A 19,490-nucleotide genomic window follows, 5' to 3' on the forward strand; every position below is an offset into this window, starting at 1 on the left:
TGAACTCAACCCAAAACAAATCTGTTAAAACCAAGATGAGCATTAGTAGAGCCTACTTTATGCTGTTTTTAGTTCTGACTATTACTTTTTTAGTCGGATTTGGTGGAATATGGATATACACTAAGTTTAATGAATTTAACACAGAATCGGATAACCTAAGAAAAGAATTCATTAAGAAGCAGAAAGACATTTTAGTGCATAAAGCCGATGAATGTGTTAATTTCTTAGACTATCTAAACACACGTGCTGAATCATTATTAAAATATCGACTTGAAAACTTCGTTAATCAAGCACATGCAATAGCAATTCATATTTATAATGAAAACAAAGACAACTTATCAGATCGAGAAATAAAATATCGTATCAAAGAAGCTTTATCAGCCTTAAGAATAAATAATAACAGAGGATATATATTTATAAATAACTTAAGTGGCAAAGGCATACTTTATCCATTTTCAAAACAAAATGAAAATATAAGTTTAATCAACTTAAAGGATATCAATGGAAATTACATTGTCAAAAATGAAATTGAATTAATGAAATACAAGGATAGTGCCTATACCAAATACGAAAATTCCAACCAGCTAAAAAACAAATACAACGCATACACCAAGATTTCTTACATAAAAAAATTCACTCCTTATAATTGGTACTTTGGCAGTTTTGCGTTTTTAGATGATTTGCAGCCTGAAATTCAAAAAGAAGCTCTTATTAGAATTAGCCAAATCAATGCGAATCAAGACAATTACTTTTTTGTGTACAAAAAAGATGGGACTTGTTTATTACATATTGATTCAACAAGTATTGGAAAAAACTATAAGGACTACACAAGCAAATCTCGCAGAGAAAACGTTAAGCAACTAATTCAAGCCGCCGAGCAGGAAGTATCTGGATTTGTGAATTATCAAAATCCATATACAAATGAAAATGATAAAGTTTCCTACGTTAAATTAATTAAAGGATGGGATTGGGTAATAGGCGCAGGACTATTAACTAGTGAAATTGATAAGAATATTGAAATTGCAAGAGCTGAATTAAAAAGTGACGTTAGAAAATACATACTTCAAATTGTATTCCTGATTTTATGCGCAATCATTATTATCTATATAACTTCGAAGATGATTTCTGCAAAAATGAAACAGAACTTCACTTCTTTTAATAATTTCTTTAGGAAAGCATCCACACAATCTTATCAAGTTGACATTAACGAACTTCACTTCTCTGAGTTTCAAGATATGGGAACTACTATTAACCGAATGATTGGCATCCGCTCCCAAAAAGAGAACGAATTGCAAATTGCAAGGGAAAAAGCTGAAGAATCAGATCGATTAAAATCCTCTTTTCTTGCCAACATGTCTCATGAGATTCGCACTCCAATGAATGCAATAATAGGATTCTCAGAATTACTACAAGAAGATGATTTACCTTTTGAAACAAGACAACAATTTTTTACCCATATTAGAAATAGTGGTAATTCTCTATTAAATCTTATCAACGACATTATTGATTTCTCAAAAATAGAATCAGGAAAACTTAAGATTTCAAAAACACATTACAGTTTAAATCAGCTATTTGATGAATTGTATCACACCTTCCAAAAAATTAAAATTAGCAAAGGTAAAGATCATATTGAATTAAAATTCACCAAGGGTCTGGAAGAGTCAGAATCGGTTATCTACACAGATCCCCTAAGATTAAAGCAAATTATTACCAACCTGATTGAGAATGCATTAAAGTTTACAGAAACAGGTAGTATCCATGTTTCCTATCACCTAAATGAAAGCAACTTAATATTTACTGTAGAAGATACAGGTATTGGTATATCTCCCGAAAAACAGAAAATCATATTCAGTAGGTTCCGTCAAGCAGATGATTCTCATGCCAGAAGGTATGGAGGCACTGGTTTAGGTTTATCTATCTCGAAAAAATTAGCAGAATTGTTAAGTGGTGATATGTGGGTGGAGTCTACTGAAGATGTAGGTAGTAGCTTCTTTGTTAGCATTCCCTATTTAATTGATGAAAAAGCGAACATAGCACCAATCAAAAAAGTACGAAAAAGTGGATTCATTAAAGATTTAACCGGCAAAAAAATACTCATCGTTGATGATTACAATGTTAATATTACTCTGATAAAGCAAATGCTTCAGTCCACTGGCGTTACACTATCTTCGGCAGACAATGGAAGGTCAGCAGTAGAAGAATGTAGCACATCTCATTATGACTTGGTATTGTTGGATTTACAAATGCCTGAATTAAATGGATACGACACCTTAAAACTAATCAAAAAAGACAATCCTAATATTAAAATTATTGCTCAAACTGCTTATGCACTAGCAAACGAAAAAGAACAAATCTTGGGTGCCGGATTTGACGGATACATTGCAAAACCAATTCTAAAGAAAAATCTTCTAAGTATTATAAATGAAATGATTTAAAAGTGTGGACACTTTATTCGACCTATCTTTCTTCTACTTCTCAATGCTATTTCCTGACAACTGTTTCTATTCCTTTTGCTATTCTTAAATCTCATTAAAAATGATATTTCATGAGCTCCTGTATTGGTATGAATCAACTTTGAAACAGTTTTATCGTAACTGTAAGCAACCTGCCACCAGTCCCTCATTACTCCCACTTGTAAGATTATTGCATCATATTCTAATTCCAGATTGTCCCTGTACCACATTCCAACAACTAATGATCCTTTAGAAAGGTACAAACCATAATTAAACTGTTTATTAGTTCCCTGCTGTTGATATAAAAAGTTTGGGGCTAATCCAATATCAGACTGATGCAATCCTCTTCTAAAAACTGGAACATTTACCCCACAATGCAAGGTGTATTTTCTTGGTAATTTGGAATAGTCACTTTCATTTTTATACGCTTCATCCGGCTCCGTTAGATGATGAGCTGCAAAACCAATAAACCAATTTTTATGTGAAGCTATCAATCCCGATGAAAAATCAACATAACTTCGATTGAGATGATCAATAGCACTCTCACCTGTAAAAGGGTTGATCAAGCCATTAATATAAAATTCATCAGTTTGATCGGGAAAAGTAAAATTCGAATCATTAAGCCTTCTTTGAATAAACGAAGTTTGAAACCCAGCTTTTACTGCCAAATTCTTAGAAACTCTTAATGTATAGGAATACATCCCACTTACTGTAGTAGTGCTAATCGTCCCATCTCCCTGTTCATCCTGCATCACCTGTAAGCCAATACCGCCACCCAGTTGATTTACATACTGATCGTAAGCTACACTATAAGTTACATATGCAGAACTTATTTCGGGCCATTGGTTTCTATAATTCATAGAAATACGAGTATCAAAATCAGATCCTGCAAAAGCTGGATTTAAGTACACTTTATTTGCATAGAATTGAGAAAACTCGACATCCTGGGCACTCAAATTTAATATATTCATTAATAAAAATAATATGCCTGCTATTCGCCTCTTTCTATTCATTATCTAAATAATGTAACCGTTCCGTGAGCACGTTCTTTTCCTCCATAAAAAATAATCCATACATACACTCCTATTTCGGCGTCTTTGCCTTTGTAAGTTCCATTCCATCCCTCATGCTTCAATTCATTATTGGCAACCATATCCTTCTCCAGTTTAAAGACTTGTTCTCCCCATCGAGTATAAATATACATTTCAAAATCATTAACGATCCCTTTAAAAACAGGATAAAATATTTCATTAGGTCCTTTCCCATTTGGTGTAAACACATTCGGCACAACCATCTTAGGCTCCAACAATTTTACCGTAATTGAAGCTTGAGCCACACAACCATATTCGTTTTCAACTTTAACACTATATTCCCCAACTTCATCAACTTCTATGCTCCTCCAATCTGAACCTGTATTCCAATGATATGAAGAATATCCTGCCCCAGCATCAATGGTTAAACTTTGACCTTTATACATACTAAGTGTATCTACTGACATTTGAATCTTTGGAGATGGATATACCTCTACACTTATAGTATCTGTGCCCATTATGCCAAACATATCCCAAACTTGTACGGTGAAATCACCAGAATTGTTAACTACAATTGTTCTGGTTGTATCTCCTGTATTCCATAAATATTTTTCCCAATTTCCTGCATCCAACATTAAAGATGTTCCTTCGCAAATACCAGCACTAGCTCCTAAATTTATTGTTGGTCTTGGGTTGACAGCAACTTTAACTTTACCATTACCCTTACAACCGTTAACATCAACAACATTTACCGAATACTCACCATCTTTCTCTACTTTTAAGAATTGAGAGTCCTCCTGATTACTCCATTCATATTCTACATAACCACTACCTGCATCTAGAATTATGGAGCTCCCTTCTGCAATAACTGTATCTCTTCCTAGATAAACATCTGGGTTTTCATGGATGAAAATACTGATATCATCTTCTCCTGTACAACCAAACTCGTCGGTTGTTCTCAATGTAAAATCGCCCTTTTCATAAACATAAATTGATTGCCTTATCCCTCCTGGAATCCATTCGGTATAATATCCATCCGGAGCTTCAAGAATTAGCTCTTCTCCCTCACAGATATATAGATCCGGACCTAAATCAACAATAGGTAGATCGTGTACAATTACTTCGACTGAATCGTGCCCAACACATCCATTAATATCCTGAACTCTCACATGATAAATCCCAGCTTCTGTCACTAGCCTGCTTTGAGTTGTAAGGCCATCATTCCAGAAAAATTTTTCTCCTTCTCCGATATCAAGTTTAACGGATTCTCCATAACAAATGTCAACCCTATCGGGTAGAGGGGAGTTGGGTAAGCTTATTACTTCAACTTCAACCTGATCTTTAGCAATACAGCCTTTATTATTTAGAATTTCCAAAGAATATAATCCGGATTCCCCAATCGTAATTGAATATAAATTCTCTCCAATAATATCTACACCATCTTTTTTCCATCGATAAGAATATCCTTGCATGTTTGGGGCTTCAATATAAGTTGAGTCTCCATGACAAACCAAGTTAGTGGAGTAAATCAAGTCAAAATCAAATTCCTGTAAAATATTAATATTTACATCATCTGTTGCCGAACAACCATTCGCATCGGTTACAACCACTGAATAGTTGCCTGAGGCAGAAACTGTAATGCTTTGTGTGCTGGCTCCTGTATTCCAAAGGTAAGTTGATCCTGTATTGCCGGCATCCAAAGTGATACTGCCGCCTGCACAAGTTTCCTGATCCATTCCCAAATCTACTGTTGGATTCGGATGAACCGTAACATTTACATCATCTGTTGCCGAACAACCATTCGCATCGGTTACAACCACTGAATAGTTGCCTGAAGTTGAAACTGCAATGCTTTGTGTGCTGGCTCCTGTATTCCAAAGGTAAGTTGATCCTGTATTGCCGGCATCCAAAGTGATACTGCCGCCTGCACAAGTTTGCTGATCCATTCCCAAATCTACTGTTGGATTCGGATGAACCGTAACATTTACATCATCTGTTGCCGAACAACCATTCGCATCGGTTACAAACACTGAATAGTTGCCTGAGGCAGAAACTGTAATGCTTTGTGTGCTGGCTCCTGTATTCCAAAGGTAAGTTGATCCTGTATTGCCGGCATCCAAAGTGATACTGCCGCCTGCACAAGTTTCCTGATCCATTCCCAAATCTACTGTTGGATTCGGATGAACCGTAACATTTACATCATCTGTTGCCGAACAACCATTCGCATCGGTTACAACCACTGAATAGTTGCCTGAAGTTGAAACTGTAATGCTTTGTGTGCTGGCTCCTGTATTCCACAAGGTAAGTTGATCCTGTATTGCCGGCATCCAAAGTGATACTGCCGCCTGCACAAGTTTCCTGATCCATTCCCAAATCTACTGTTGGATTCGGATGAACCGTAACATTTACATCATCTGTTGCCGAACAACCATTCGCATCGGTTACAACCACTGAATAGTTGCCTGAAGTTGAAACTGCAATGCTTTGTGTGCTGGCTCCTGTATTCCAAAGGTAAGTTGATCCTGTATTGCCGGCATCCAAAGTGATACTGCCGCCTGCACAAGTTTCCTGATCCATTCCCAAATCTACTGTTGGATTCGGATGAACCGTAACATTTACATCATCTGTTGCCGAACAACCATTCGCATCGGTTACAAACACTGAATAGTTGCCTGAAGTTGAAACTGTAATACTTTGACTTGTTGATCCGTTTGACCACAAATAGGTTGATCCTGTATTGCCGGCATCCAAAGTGATACTTCCACCTGCACAAGTTTCCTGATCCATTCCCAAATCTACTGTTGGATTCGGATGAACCGTAACATTTACATCATCTGTTGCCGAACAACCATTCGCATCGGTTACAACCACTGAATAGTTGCCTGAAGTTGAAACTGCAATGCTTTGTGTGCTGGCTCCTGTATTCCAAAGGTAAGTTGATCCTGTATTGCCGGCATCCAAAGTGATACTGCCGCCTGCACAAGTTTCCTGATCCATTCCCAAATCTACTGTTGGATTCGGATGAACCGTAACATTTACATCATCTGTTGCCGAACAACCATTCGCATCGGTTACAAACACTGAATAGTTGCCTGAAGTTGAAACTGTAATGCTTTGACTTGTTGATCCGTTTGACCACAAATAAGTTGATCCTGTATTGCCGGCATCCAAAGTGATACTGCCGCCTGCACAAGTTTCCTGATCCATTCCTGTAACATTTACATCATTGCCGGCATGTGTGCCTGTAAATTGCCGGCATCCAAAGTGATACTGCCGCCTGCACAAGTTTCCTGATCCATTCCCAAATCTACTGTTGGATTCGGATGAACCGTAACATTTACATCATCTGTTGCCGAACAACCATTCGCATCGGTTACAAACACTGAATAGTTGCCTGAAGTTGAAACTGCAATGCTTTGTGTGCTGGTCCAAAGGTAAGTTGATCCATTGCCGGCATCCAAAGTGATACTGCCGCCTGCACAAGTTTCCTGATCCATTCCCAAATCTACTGTTGGATTCGGATGAACCGTAACATTTACATCATCTGTTGCCGAACAACCATTCGCATCGGTTACAACCACTGAATAGTTGCCTGAGGCAGAAACTGTAATGCTTTGTGTGCTGGCTCCTGTATTCCAAAGGTAAGTTGATCCTGTATTGCCGGCATCCAAAGTGATACTGCCGCCTGCACAAGTTTCCTGATCCATTCCCAAATCTACTGTTGGATTCGGATGAACCGTAACATTTACATCATCTGTTGCCGAACAACCATTCGCATCGGTTACAACCACTGAATAGTTGCCTGAAGTTGAAACTGTAATGCTTTGTGTGCTGGATCCTGTATTCCAAAGGTAAGTTGATCCTGTATTGCCGGCATCCAAAGTGATACTGCCGCCTGCACAAGTTTGCTGATCCATTAATCAAATCTACTGTTGGATTCGGATGAACCGTAACATTTACATCATCTGTTGCCGAACAACCATTCGCATCGGTTACAAACACTGAATAGTTGCCTGAGGTTGAAACTGTAATGCTTTGTGTGCTGGCTCCTGTATTCCAAAGGTAAGTTGATCCTGTATTGCCGGCATCCAAAGTGATACTGCCGCCTGCACAAGTTTCCTGATCCATTCCCAAATCTACTGTTGGATTCGGATGAACCGTAACATTTACATCATCTGTTGCCGAACAACCATTCGCATCGGTTACAACCACTGAATAGTTGCCTGAAGTTGAAACTGCAATGCTTTGTGTGCTGGCTCCTGTATTCCAAAGGTAAGTTGATCCTGTATTGCCGGCATCCAAAGTGATACTGCCGCCTGCACAAGTTTCCTGATCCATTCCCAAATCTACTGTTGGATTCGGATGAACCGTAACATTTACATCATCTGTTGCCGAACAACCATTCGCATCGACAAACACTGAATAGTTGCCTGAAGTTGAAACTGTAATGCTTTGTGTGCTGGCTCCGTATTGACCACAAATAAGTTGATCCTGTATTGCCGGCATCCAAAGTGATACTGCCGCCTGCACAAGTTTCCTGATCCATTCCCAAATCTACTGTTGGATTCGGATGAACCGTAACATTTACATCATCTGTTGCCGAACAACCATTCGCATCGGTTACAACCACTGAATAGTTGCCTGAACCTTTGTGTGCTGGCTCCTGTATTCCAAAGGTAAGTTGATCCTGTATTGCCGGCATCCAAAGTGATACTGCCGCCTGCACAAGTTTCCTGATCCATTCCCAAATCTACTGTTGGATTCGGATGAACCGTAACATTTACATCATCTGTTGCCGAACAACCATTCGCATCGGTTACAAACACTGAATAGTTGCCTGAGGCAGAAACTGTAATGCTTTGTGTGCTGGCTCCTGTATTCCAAAGGTAAGTTGATCCTGTATTGCCGGCATCCAAAGTGATACTGCCGCCTGCACAAGTTTCCTGATCCATTCCCAAATCTACTGTTGGATTCGGATGAACCGTAACATTTACATCATCTGTTGCCGAACAACCATTCGCATCGGTTACAACCACTGAATAGTTGCCTGAAGTTGAAACTGTAATACTTTGACTTGTTGATCCGTTTGACCACAAATAGGTTGATCCTGTATTGCCGGCATCCAAAGTGATACTGCCGCCTGCACAAGTTTGCTGATCCATTCCCAAATCTACTGTTGGATTCGGATGAACCGTAACATTTACATCATCTGTTGCCGAACAACCATTCGCATCGGTTACAACCACTGAATAGTTGCCTGAAGTTGAAACTGCAATGCTTTGTGTGCTGGCTCCTGTATTCCAATTCGGTAATGATCCTGTATTGCCGAACCACTGCATCGGTTACAAACACTGAATAGTTGCCTGAAGTTGAATCCAAAGTGATACTGCCGCCTGCACAAGTTTCCTGATCCATTCCCAAATCTACTGTTGGATTCGGATGAACCGTAACATTTACATCATCTGTTGCCGAACAACCATTCGCATCGGTTACAACCACTGAATAGTTGCCTGAAGTTGAAACTCCTGTGATTCCAAAGGTAAGTTGATCCTGTATTGCCGGCATCCAAAGTGATACTGCCGCCTGCACAAGTTTCCTGATCCATTCCCAAATCTACTGTTGGATTCGAATGAACCGTAACATTTACATCATCTGTTGCCGAACAACCATTCGCATCGGTTACAACCACTGAATAGTTGCCTGAAGTTGAAACTGTAATACTTTGACTTGTTGATCCGTTTGACCACAAATAGGTTGATCCTGTATTGCCGGCATCCAAAGTGATACTGCCGCCTGCACAAGTTTGCTGATCCATTCCCAAATCTACTGTTGGATTCGGATGAACCGTAACATTTACATCATCTGTTGCCGAACAACCATTCGCATCGGTTACAAACACTGAATAGTTGCCTGAAGTTGAAACTGTAATACTTTGACTTGTTGATCCGTTTGACCACAAATAGGTTGATCCTGTATTGCCGGCATCCAAAGTGATACTTCCACCTGCACAAGTTTCCTGATCCATTCCCAAATCTACTGTTGGATTCGGATGAACCGTAACATTTACATCATCTGTTGCCGAACAACCATTCGCATCGGTTACAACCACTGAATAGTTGCCTGAAGTTGAAACTGCAATGCTTTGTGTGCTGGCTCCTGTATTCCAAAGGTAAGTTGATCCTGTATTGCCGGCATCCAAAGTGATACTGCCGCCTGCACAAGTTTGCTGATCCATTCCCAAATCTACTGTTGGATTCGGATGAACCGTAACATTTACATCATCTGTTGCCGAACAACCATTCGCATCGGTTACAAACACTGAATAGTTGCCTGAGGCAGAAACTGTAATGCTTTGTGTGCTGGCTCCTGTATTCCAAAGGTAAGTTGATCCTGTATTGCCGGCATCCAAAGTGATACTTCCACCTGCACAAGTTTCCTGATCCATTCCCAAATCTACTGTTGGATTCGGATGAACCGTAACATTTACATCATCTGTTGCCGAACAACCATTCGCATCGGTTACAACCACTGAATAGTTGCCTGAAGTTGAAACTGTAATACTTTGACTTGTTGATCCGTTTGACCACAAATAGGTTGATCCTGTATTGCCGGCATCCAAAGTGATACTTCCACCTGCACAAGTTTGCTGATCCATTCCCAAATCTACTGTTGGATTCGGATGAACCGTAACATTTACATCATCTGTTGCCGAACAACCATTCGCATCGGTTACAGCCACTGAATAGTTGCCTGAGACAGAAACTGTAATGCTTTGTGTGCTGGCTCCTGTATTCCAAAGGTAAGTTGATCCTGTATTGTCGGCATCCAAAGTGATACTTCCACCTGCACAAGTTTCCTGATCCATTCCCAAATCTACTGTTGGAGGTAAATTAACAATAATGTTAGCATCATCCATTCCCATACAACCATTCGCATCCGTTACCACAACTGAATAATTACCTGCTATGGGCGTTAAAATGGCTTGAAGAGTTTCACCATTACTCCAGATGTAGGATGAACCCGGATGCCCAGCATCTAGCATTACAGCTAGTCCATCGCAAGTTACCTGATCTGATCCTAAATCAATAATTGGATTAGGGTGAACGGTAACATTTACATCATCGGTACCTGTACAGCCATTGATATCGCTAACAATAACAGAATAATTTCCTGCCGTTTTTACTGTAATCGACTGAGTTGTTTCTCCTGTGTTCCATAAATATGTACCACTGGCAAAATTGGATGTAAGAATAACTGAATCACCCTGACAAAACTCTCTATCTGCACCTAAGTCAATTAACAAATTTGAATTAATATCCACGCGAAGTGTATCACGATCAGGTGCAGTACATGGAGCTATAGGCTGAGCACTTAACTCAAGATCCACAAATCCATTTGCAATATCTGTTAAACCCGGTGTATAATTTGCATTTAAATTATTGGCGTTATCAAAAGTTCCATCACCTAAACTAGTCCATAAAAACGAAGATGCATTTTCAATAGTGCCATTTACAGAAGCTGCACCGGATTCACAAATTGATAAATCAAGACCTGCATTGGCAATTGCATGTTGAATAACTGTTACCGTAACATCTAATGGTATTTCTGCCAATTTAAACATGCTAATTCCATCAAAAGCGAATGCATTGTTGCTTCCTGAAGTTGCCGTATTGTTAATTTTAATATTAAATTGAGAATCAGTTCCCGAATAGACTAATGTTTTATATTCAGTCCAATCACAAGGATTTGCAGTACTAAACTGCATAGCAAGCTGCCCATTAATTACAAGTTCAAAATCATCCGTGCTTGAGTTCTTCAGGTTAGTTACATTAAGCGAGAAAGTATAATAACTATCTGTATCAACATTTATATCCTGCTCCCAGACAGTACTATTAACATTTCCTCCTTCAACCACCAACACATTATCAGGGCTATTACCTGTTACTCCTCCGCAATTACTTTTGTCTGATCCAAATGTATCTGTATCATTGTCAATTATATATTTACTTCTTCTTGAACGACATGACCACCACCATGTTCTGGTACAATAGTAATAGTCACTTTGGAAGCCTATATTCCCAAGAGAAAAATCACCATTATTTACCAACTCCAAAGTTTTATCTACATAAAACACCCTTAAATTATAGGTTGTTGTAGTATCAGGAGTTACAACAACTCTTGAAGACAATCCATCTACATCCCAATTGAATAGAAAATCGCTACCTGCATATAATTCTACCGATTCATCTTTACAAATAATGGTATCATTTAATGTAACTGGCGGTATTGTTCCAGAAGAACTGGTAATATTAACCATGTCCATGGCAGAACAACCATTCATATCCATTACACGAACAGCATACAAACCAGCTTTATCAACATTTAAATATCTCCCTCTTGATCCATCATCCCAAATGTATAGAAAATGGTTGCCTGCGTCCAATGTAATTACATCACCATCGTTTATTACCTGATCGGGTCCTAAATCAACCGTAGGAGGAGGAACAAGATTCACATTCACATTATCGCTTGCATTACAGCCATAAGAATTTGTTACTGTAACAGAATAATTGCCTGCGCTATACACAATAATTTCTTGTGTTGTTTCACCTGTGCTCCACGAGTAAGTTGCACCCGAAATTCCAGCATTCAAGACAACAGGTTCGCCAGTACAAACAGTTCGGTCTGGCCCTAAATCAATAGTCAAATCAGCATAAAATCCAACATGAACTGTATCCGATTCAACGCAACCAAAGGAATTTGTTACCTCTACCCAATAATCTCCATCTGTAGATACGGTGATCGTTTGAGAAGTTTCTCCGGTATTCCACAAATAGGCTGATCCCGGATTTCCTGCATCCAAACTTACATCTCCACCTCCACAGGAAGCCTGATGATCACCAAATCCGATTTCCGGAACAGGATTTAAAGTTAATATTAGGTCATCTGATATTGATCCGCAAGGAGTGTTCGAAACAGCATTAGCTGTAATCACAACCGAACCACTTACTATATCGTTACTTCCAGGAAGATATGTTGCATTTTGATCATTTGAGTTTGAAAAAGTTCCATCCCCTGAGCTCGTCCAAAAAAATCCGGATTGGTTTGTAATCGATGCAGATAGGTTTGCCTGTAAATTACCACAAAGTGTTTGATCGGGTCCTGCATTTACAGTTGCTGGATTTGCAACATTAACCGTTCTTAAATCAGGAACCTCAAGCAAAGGATTAAACGATATTCCATCCAACGCATAGTCATTACCACTTCTGATCAGGTTTTTGTTAACGATCGATATTTCGATGGATGTTTTGCTTCCGGAATACCATAAAGAGTAAAATTCTTCCCAGTTACAGGTTGATCCGGAACTGGGCTCAATGTAATCCCCCATTAAAACACCATCAATCATAAACTCCAAGCGAGCTGGGTTTGTAGGGTGTACATTACATGCCCATGTTGAAAATGCATAATACTGATTTGGATTTACGGTAATGGTCTGACTCCAAACAACCACATTTTCATCAGGAGCGCCATTAACGATTAAATAATTATCCGGATTATTTCCCGTATGACCTCCACAGGCTGAAAAATTTGCATGATACTCATTGGGATTATTATCAACAGCATATCTTCCTTCCTCCCATAACGATTGAGAGTGAGAATGATTGGATGAAGACAATATTGGATCGGGACAATAAACATACTCGCTGTAAAAACCAGTATTCCCCGAATCGAAATCACCATTGCTGATTAACTCGGTTCCCGTATCAGGGATAAAAACACGAAGTGAATACGATGTAGTTGTACTTGGCGAAACAGTAATGGAATTGGATAAATCACCAGTACTCCAATTGTACATATAGGAACCAAGAGCTGCTTGAAGAGTTACGGATTCTCCAACACAAATTGTAGTATCACTAACAGGACTTATTATTTGTCCTGAAACCAAATGATAACCAAACAGAAAAAAGCACGTAGAACAAAACAGTCGTAAAAGTTTTTTCATTTCCTCTCCTCAAATTGTGCAAACCTACGAATCATTCGCAATATGTCGTTTTGACAAATGGCTATTTTAAGTTCTTTAACTACGTAAATTTAGTGATTAATGTTCTATTTGTTTTTATTTATTTGTAAGAATTTTTAAACAAAAATACATGTGTTTGATTTTAAGCACATTTGATGCAAATATGACCTGATATTCAAAATGAAATTGAAATACAAAGAAGGATTAGCTACCTTAAGAAAGTTAAAGTTAAATAAGCCATTCGCTTAAACCCAGTTTGAGCAGGATTAGATCATCACGAATTATCCTGCGTTTTGCTAGAATCTTCACACAAATTCAGGAGTTCTTTAAGCTCTTTTCTGGTAAACGAACGATACTTCCCTGCTTTCAAGCTTCCGAGTTCAATATTCATGATTCGCAAGCGTTTAAGATTTATAACCTCATAACCAAGATATTCGCACATCCTTCTAATCTGGCGATTCAATCCTTGTGTGAGAATAATTTTAAATGTATGATTGTTTACCTTCCAAACCTTACATTTTTTGGTTACAGTATCGAGAATAGGAATTCCATTGCTCATTTTTCGAATAAAATCATTGGTAATTTTTTTATTGACCCTAACAATGTATTCCTTTTCGTGATTGTTTCTCGATCTTAAAATCTTATTTACAATATCGCCATCATTTGTCATGAAAATCAAGCCTTCACTTGGTTTATCCAATCTACCTATCGGAAAAATTCTTTCAGGATAATTGATATAAGAAACGATATTGCCCTTTATCCGAACATCGGTAGTGCAAGTAATGCCAACTGGCTTATGAAAAGCCAGATAAATATTCCGAACCGTCTTCGTAATTAACTGACCTTTAATCGAAATTTCGTCAGTCTTACTTACTTTAGATCCCATTTCGGCTACTTTCCCATTCACTTTTACCTTTCCGGTTTCGATAAGCTTGTCTGCTTCACGACGCGAACAGTATCCTGTTTCAGCAATAGCCTTATTTAATCGGATATATTCCATACACTACTTTTAATTGTTCGAAAACTTAAACAATTGACAAAAGTACAGGAATATTCCCAACTATTATAGCAGTTTTATTATGAAACAGCATGATTGAAATGATTATTAAACATACAGGCTAATGATTATTTTGATCCAACTCCTTTCATGGTAATTACTTGTATTATCACTGAATCAGATAAATTATATTTTTAAAATGATACATTATACCAGCTTAAACTTTAATGGATGGATGTAAAATCTACATTTTTTATGCTTCACCTGCTGTTGAAAAGATCTATTTTCATGATAAAACGAGCGTCGCCAAAAAATTGAAAGGGGTAAAATGGGTATTTTGGTATTTCAAAAAATCTGATAAATCAGTATGCCTACTGTAATAAATAGGAGTATTAAGCTGAATGCGAAAGAATAACTCTTTAAACAATCAAATAACAACCGTTACCAATTGCTGCACATTTAATCAAAAAATTGATGATTCTGTATAACTGGTAAATTCCTCAAGAAATCGTAGCCCTTTGCTCGAATTTCCTTTTTTATTTAATCGCGGACTCCAAACCACCATGCTATATTTTCCCGGATGAACTACAGCGATACCACCACCAACTCCACTCTTTCCGGGCAAACCAACTTTAAACGAAAATTCTCCTGCTTCGTCATACAAACCACATAACTGCATTACCGCATTTATTCGTTTTGACTTACTCGAACTAATTATCTTTTCTCCATCCAAAGGATTTACTCCATAATTAGCCAAAAACAAGAAAGTTCTTGCTAATTCGCTACAAGTCATCTCAATAGAGCACAAATCAAAATAAAATTCAATTACATCATGAATGTTATTCTCTATATTTCCAAATGACTTCATCAAATTACACAAAGCAGCATTTCTATGTCCTTTAGATTTCTCTGATTTTGCAATACGTTCACAGTAATTTATTTCATTATTGCCTGATAATTTTCTAACAAAATCAATAAATTCTATGTTTGGATTCTTCAGTTTGCTAATCAAAATATCAGCAATAACAATAGCTCCTGCATTAATGAATGGATTACGTGGAATTCCGGCATCGTACTCCAATTGTACCAATGAATTAAATGGATTTCCCGATGGTTCAACCCCCACTCTTTTCCAAAGCTGGTTTTTCTCTATTTCGAATGCCATGCTTAAGGACAAGACTTTTGAAATAGATTGAATGGAGAATTTCTCTTCCGAATCACCAAAACCATAGTTTTCGCCGGTTACAGTACACATGTGCACTCCAAACTTACTTGGTGATACCTTATGCAATTCAGGTATATATGAAGCTACAGTACCATCATCTTTACACGACTTAAGCTTTTTATTTACCTCTATAAAAATCTCTTGGTAATTCATTTTGGTGATTAAATACAAATGCCGACAACTTGCACTTCATATTGATAGAAAAGAGAATCTACCGAAGTAATTTCCCGATTAATCTTCGAAGATATTATACTTGGCTTTACGTTCTTTCCATCTCTCTTTAGCATATTGCTGCATATCCACAATTTTGTCTCGCTCGTCCATAATCTCTAAACCCAGTAAAGCTTCAATTATATCTTCCATAGTCACGATACCATCCATTCCTCCATACTCATCTACCACAAGAGCAATGTGTTCCTTTTCGCTCAGCAGTTTATCCCAAGTATTGAACAAGGTCTGAAATTCAGGAACCACCACAATAGGACGAATCAAATCCTTTAACCTAAGTTCCTTTTTGCCCTCTGCTAGGTTTTCGAATACAGTTTGTCGAAACACGTATCCTGTTATATTATCTTTATTATCCTGATAAACAGGAATTCTTGAATAGTATAAATACTTCTTCTTTCCTAAAAAATCTTTAAGATACATATTCTCATCAGCCACTTCCACAACTACTCTTGGGGTCATTACTTCAGTAACAATCAAACTCTTAAGCCTTATTAAATTTTGAATTATTCTATTTTCTTTCTCTTCAAAGACACCTTCCTCTGTTCCAATTTTTGCCATAGCAGAAATCTCTTCCCTACTTACCGATACCTCATCTTCACCACGAGAAAATATCTTCGAAATATAACCTGTAAATACAACCAAGGGATAGGTTAAAAAAACCATTCCGTTTATAATTAATCCCGAAGCAATTGAAAGATTTCTCCAGTACAAGGCACCAATGGTTTTAGGAATGATTTCAGAAAATATTAATATCAATAGCGTTAATACAGCCGAAATTACACCAAAATATACTTCCCCAAAAAGTTTTGTAGCTTCGGCTCCCACTCCGGCCGCTCCAATGGTATGTGCAATGGTATTTAATGAAAGAATTGCAGACAATGGCCTCTCAATATTTTCTTTTAAGCGAATAAATGTGTTCGCTGACTTTACACCATTTTCTTTTTTAACATTTAAAAATGATACTGGTGTGGATAGGAGAACAGATTCCATAACCGAACAAAGAAACGAAACGAACAAAGCCAAAAAGAGGTAGAAAAACAGAAGAAACATATATTTGAATGTTATAGATTATATCGCCACAAATTACTTCTTTTTACTGATTTTCAATCAGCCCTAAGCTTAATTTTAGTCATTAATTTGATGTTCTTGTTTTCCTACAACTTCAAAATGCTTTGTCAACGAATTTCCTTCATCATCCACAAAAGTAATCAGATGTTTTCCTTCTCCCGGATTTAATTCTTGTTGATGACTGCCACAAGTAATTCCAATAAACTCACCATCCAAGTGCCAATATACATTTGCATCGGGATTATGGTGCACAATTTCAAAAACAACTTTTCCTCTCTGACCATTCAATTGTATTGGAACAAATATCCTATCATTCGATTTTGGATAAATCAATTCCATAGCCTGATTCTCATCAACCCCCGTACAGTCATCCCGATAAGGAGGCAGAGGCCTGTAAAGTGGATTTCTTTTCTTGTAGTACCATTCGATTGCAGGTGGCAATACAAACCAGGATTTGTGAATCATATTTCCTACCTTTTCGCAATTAGAATTTACCCTGTACTTACCTGTTGCATCAAGATGAATCTGTTTGTGATATGGACAAACACTACTCTCCAAACCTGATTTGCCAATCCAAACGGTATCTATATGCGTGCACCATCTGCCAGCTCGGTGACCACTTTCCCGACAAATAGGAACCAATTCCATTTCATCCACTGGCTTTTGAAACCATTCAGATTTCGGAAGCAAATCAAACACATCAAACATTACTGGAGCTGCAGCTCCCACCCCTGTTAATCCAGGTCTTCCCTCACCGTCGGCATTGCCAACCCATACACCAACAACGTAATCTGTGCTTACTCCCACCGCCCAAGCATCTCTAAATCCAAAACTTGTACCTGTTTTCCATGCAATTTTTTGCGATGAAGAGAATGATTTCCATCCACTTTCGCCATCCGGACGATTAACCTCCAGTAAAGCTTCCAATGTTTGATAAACCGAGGAAGCCTTTAAAAATGCCTGCGAATCAGGATTTTTCCATTCAATGCAATCTTGTGTATATCGAAGAGACTGAAATTCGTTGGAAAAATACGCACCATCCTTTGTATTGTAATGATTTAAAATACCAACCATACTGGCATACATTCCACAAATATCCCACAAACTGCCTTCTGCTCCTCCCAAGATTAAGGATAAGCCATAATGACTGGCCGGGCGGTTCAAACTCTTCATTCCCATTTTTTTTAGAAAGAAGTGAAACCGTTCTACACCATAATCGCGCAGCATTCTTACTGCAGGCACGTTTAATGATCGAGCCAAAGCTTTTTGCGCAGGAACCGCACCATTGTAGCGCAGATCAAAATTTTTAGGCGAATAACCAGCAATTTGAGTTGGAATATCAGGAACCAGTGTATTTGGTAGAATTTCCCCCTCGTTTAGCATACTGGCATACAAAAAAGGCTTTAAAACACTCCCGGTACTTCTTAAAGAGCGAATGATGTCAACCTGGTTTCCATGATTCAAATCACCGTTTTTTTCCGTATTTCCAACATAAGCCAGTGTTTCCCTGGTTTTCGCATTCACAAGCAAAACAGCCATATTGTAAATCTGGTTGGCTTCAATATTTTTCCGATGCCTTCTTACGATTTCGTTTACACGATTCTGCAGATCAAAACGAATGGAGGACCTAAGCCTTTCTCCTTTATTTTTCCTGTGAACCTGATCTAATAAATGTGGCGCAAGTCTTGGTAATGGATAAATTTTTTGCGGCACCTCTTCTAATTTGGCCAACTCACAGGTAGTAGAATCAATTTCTCCAATAAGCATTAATTTATTCAGCAGGCGATTCCTCTTCTTTAATAATTTCTCAATATTCTTTCCAGGATAAATTAAAGAAGGAGCATTTGGCAAAACGGCCAGAGTAGCTGCTTCTGCCCAAGATAAATCATCCGGTGTTCTGCCAAAAAAGCGCCAGGCCGCAGCCTCCAGTCCAACCACATTCCCGCCAAAAGGTGCGTGAGAGGAATACAATGCCAAAATCTCTTTCTTCGAGTATCTTAATTCAAGACGCATTGCCAAAAGTATCTCCTGAATTTTTCGAAGTACCGTTCGCGATTTTCCTTTTTGCGAAATTCTGATGAGCTGCATGCTTATGGTACTTCCACCACTTACCACCTTACCAGCTTTAATGTTCTGAAGAAAAGCTCTTCCTATCGATACAGGATTAACCCCAGGATGAGAATAAAAATATTGATCTTCGAATGCAAGTAAGGATCTTTCGAATTTTATTGGTACTGATTTTGATTCCGGGAATCTCCACTGACCATCATCTGCAATTCTTGCTCCCAACAGTTTATGTTCCGAAGAGTATAGAATGGTTGAGCTGGGATCATGAAAAAGCTGCTTTGGCAAAGAGAACCAAAACACGATTAATAATAGAAAAAATGCCAACACTAGCATGCGGCATTTTTTTGTTTTATAATACTTGATTAATTGAATTCTCATTGTGTTTATACCTGACAGGTTT

General features: G+C 38.1%; 13 protein-coding genes. 1 reads left to right on the top strand and 12 read right to left on the bottom strand.

Features of this window, described 5'->3' with window-relative positions:
* The first annotated feature begins 35 nt into the window (after nt 1-35).
* Nucleotides 36-2,435: a cache domain-containing protein gene (locus ACO05S_RS03575; protein WP_421920177.1), complete on the top strand. Its 2,400-nt coding sequence runs from the start codon at nt 36-38 to the stop codon at nt 2,433-2,435.
* On the opposite strand, the gene ACO05S_RS03580 is transcribed toward ACO05S_RS03575, so the two are convergent.
* The 12 genes from ACO05S_RS03580 to pbpC form a co-directional block, all read right to left on the bottom strand.
* Complete coding sequence (locus ACO05S_RS03580) at nt 2,432-3,466, bottom strand: type IX secretion system membrane protein PorP/SprF (protein ID WP_421920178.1); 1,035 nt, start codon at nt 3,464-3,466, stop codon at nt 2,432-2,434. The two genes, ACO05S_RS03575 and ACO05S_RS03580, sit on opposite strands and share 4 nt — an antisense overlap.
* Entirely contained in the window at nt 3,466-5,802 is a 2,337-nt protein-coding gene (locus tag ACO05S_RS03585) for a gliding motility-associated C-terminal domain-containing protein (RefSeq protein WP_421921273.1), read from the bottom strand. Before ACO05S_RS03585 ends, ACO05S_RS03580 begins: the two co-directional genes overlap by 1 nt.
* On the bottom strand, nt 5,684-6,691 hold the full coding sequence (locus tag ACO05S_RS03590; protein WP_421920179.1) for a hypothetical protein: 1,008 nt from the start codon (nt 6,689-6,691) through the stop codon (nt 5,684-5,686). The genes ACO05S_RS03585 and ACO05S_RS03590 overlap by 119 nt, the downstream gene beginning before the upstream one ends.
* Before the next feature lie 11 nt (nt 6,692-6,702).
* Complete coding sequence (locus ACO05S_RS03595; RefSeq protein WP_421920180.1) at nt 6,703-7,275, bottom strand: hypothetical protein; 573 nt, start codon at nt 7,273-7,275, stop codon at nt 6,703-6,705.
* Nucleotides 7,235-7,990: a hypothetical protein gene (locus tag ACO05S_RS03600; protein ID WP_421920181.1), complete on the bottom strand. Its 756-nt coding sequence runs from the start codon at nt 7,988-7,990 to the stop codon at nt 7,235-7,237. The genes ACO05S_RS03595 and ACO05S_RS03600 overlap by 41 nt, the downstream gene beginning before the upstream one ends.
* An 83-nt stretch (nt 7,991-8,073) precedes the next feature.
* Nucleotides 8,074-8,730 (bottom strand): hypothetical protein, encoded by a 657-nt coding sequence (locus ACO05S_RS03605; RefSeq protein WP_421920182.1) that lies wholly within the window; start codon nt 8,728-8,730, stop codon nt 8,074-8,076.
* Complete coding sequence (locus ACO05S_RS03610) at nt 8,690-9,049, bottom strand: hypothetical protein (RefSeq protein ID WP_421920183.1); 360 nt, start codon at nt 9,047-9,049, stop codon at nt 8,690-8,692. Before ACO05S_RS03610 ends, ACO05S_RS03605 begins: the two co-directional genes overlap by 41 nt.
* Nucleotides 8,943-13,487 carry a hypothetical protein gene (locus tag ACO05S_RS03615; protein WP_421920184.1) on the bottom strand — a complete coding sequence of 1,515 codons (4,545 nt, stop codon included), beginning with the start codon at nt 13,485-13,487 and terminating at the stop codon, nt 8,943-8,945. The genes ACO05S_RS03610 and ACO05S_RS03615 overlap by 107 nt, the downstream gene beginning before the upstream one ends.
* 292 nt (nt 13,488-13,779) lie before the next feature.
* Entirely contained in the window at nt 13,780-14,505 is a 726-nt protein-coding gene (locus tag ACO05S_RS03620) for a pseudouridine synthase (protein ID WP_421920185.1), read from the bottom strand.
* A gap of 460 nt (nt 14,506-14,965) precedes the next feature.
* Nucleotides 14,966-15,880 (bottom strand): glutaminase, encoded by a 915-nt coding sequence (locus tag ACO05S_RS03625; protein ID WP_421920186.1) that lies wholly within the window; start codon nt 15,878-15,880, stop codon nt 14,966-14,968.
* Between the two features lie 78 nt (nt 15,881-15,958).
* Nucleotides 15,959-17,005, bottom strand: a complete 1,047-nt coding sequence (locus tag ACO05S_RS03630) for a CNNM domain-containing protein (protein WP_421920187.1) — start codon at nt 17,003-17,005, stop codon at nt 15,959-15,961.
* A gap of 75 nt (nt 17,006-17,080) precedes the next feature.
* Complete coding sequence (gene pbpC / locus ACO05S_RS03635) at nt 17,081-19,468, bottom strand: penicillin-binding protein 1C (protein ID WP_421920188.1); 2,388 nt, start codon at nt 19,466-19,468, stop codon at nt 17,081-17,083.
* Nucleotides 19,469-19,490: the final 22 nt, after the last annotated feature.

Origin of the sequence: Marinifilum sp., from assembly GCF_965230805.1 — a bacterium.
Lineage (GTDB): Bacteria > Bacteroidota > Bacteroidia > Bacteroidales > Marinifilaceae > Marinifilum.

Excerpts from the sequence above, each read along its gene's own strand:
- ACO05S_RS03575 (WP_421920177.1), top strand. The coding sequence starts at position 36 with ATGAGCATTAGTAGAGCCTACTTTATGCTGTTTTTAGTTCTGACTATT.
- ACO05S_RS03580 (WP_421920178.1), bottom strand. The coding sequence starts at position 3,466 with ATGAATAGAAAGAGGCGAATAGCAGGCATATTATTTTTATTAATGAAT.
- ACO05S_RS03590 (WP_421920179.1), bottom strand. The coding sequence starts at position 6,691 with ATGGATCAGGAAACTTGTGCAGGCGGCAGTATCACTTTGGATGCCGGC.
- ACO05S_RS03600 (WP_421920181.1), bottom strand. The coding sequence starts at position 7,990 with ATGCCGGCAATACAGGATCAACTTATTTGTGGTCAATACGGAGCCAGC.
- ACO05S_RS03610 (WP_421920183.1), bottom strand. The coding sequence starts at position 9,049 with ATGCCGGCAATACAGGATCAACTTACCTTTGGAATCACAGGAGTTTCA.
- ACO05S_RS03615 (WP_421920184.1), bottom strand. The coding sequence starts at position 13,487 with ATGAAAAAACTTTTACGACTGTTTTGTTCTACGTGCTTTTTTCTGTTT.
- ACO05S_RS03620 (WP_421920185.1), bottom strand. The coding sequence starts at position 14,505 with ATGGAATATATCCGATTAAATAAGGCTATTGCTGAAACAGGATACTGT.
- ACO05S_RS03625 (WP_421920186.1), bottom strand. The coding sequence starts at position 15,880 with ATGAATTACCAAGAGATTTTTATAGAGGTAAATAAAAAGCTTAAGTCG.
- ACO05S_RS03630 (WP_421920187.1), bottom strand. The coding sequence starts at position 17,005 with ATGTTTCTTCTGTTTTTCTACCTCTTTTTGGCTTTGTTCGTTTCGTTT.
- pbpC (WP_421920188.1), bottom strand. The coding sequence starts at position 19,468 with ATGAGAATTCAATTAATCAAGTATTATAAAACAAAAAAATGCCGCATG.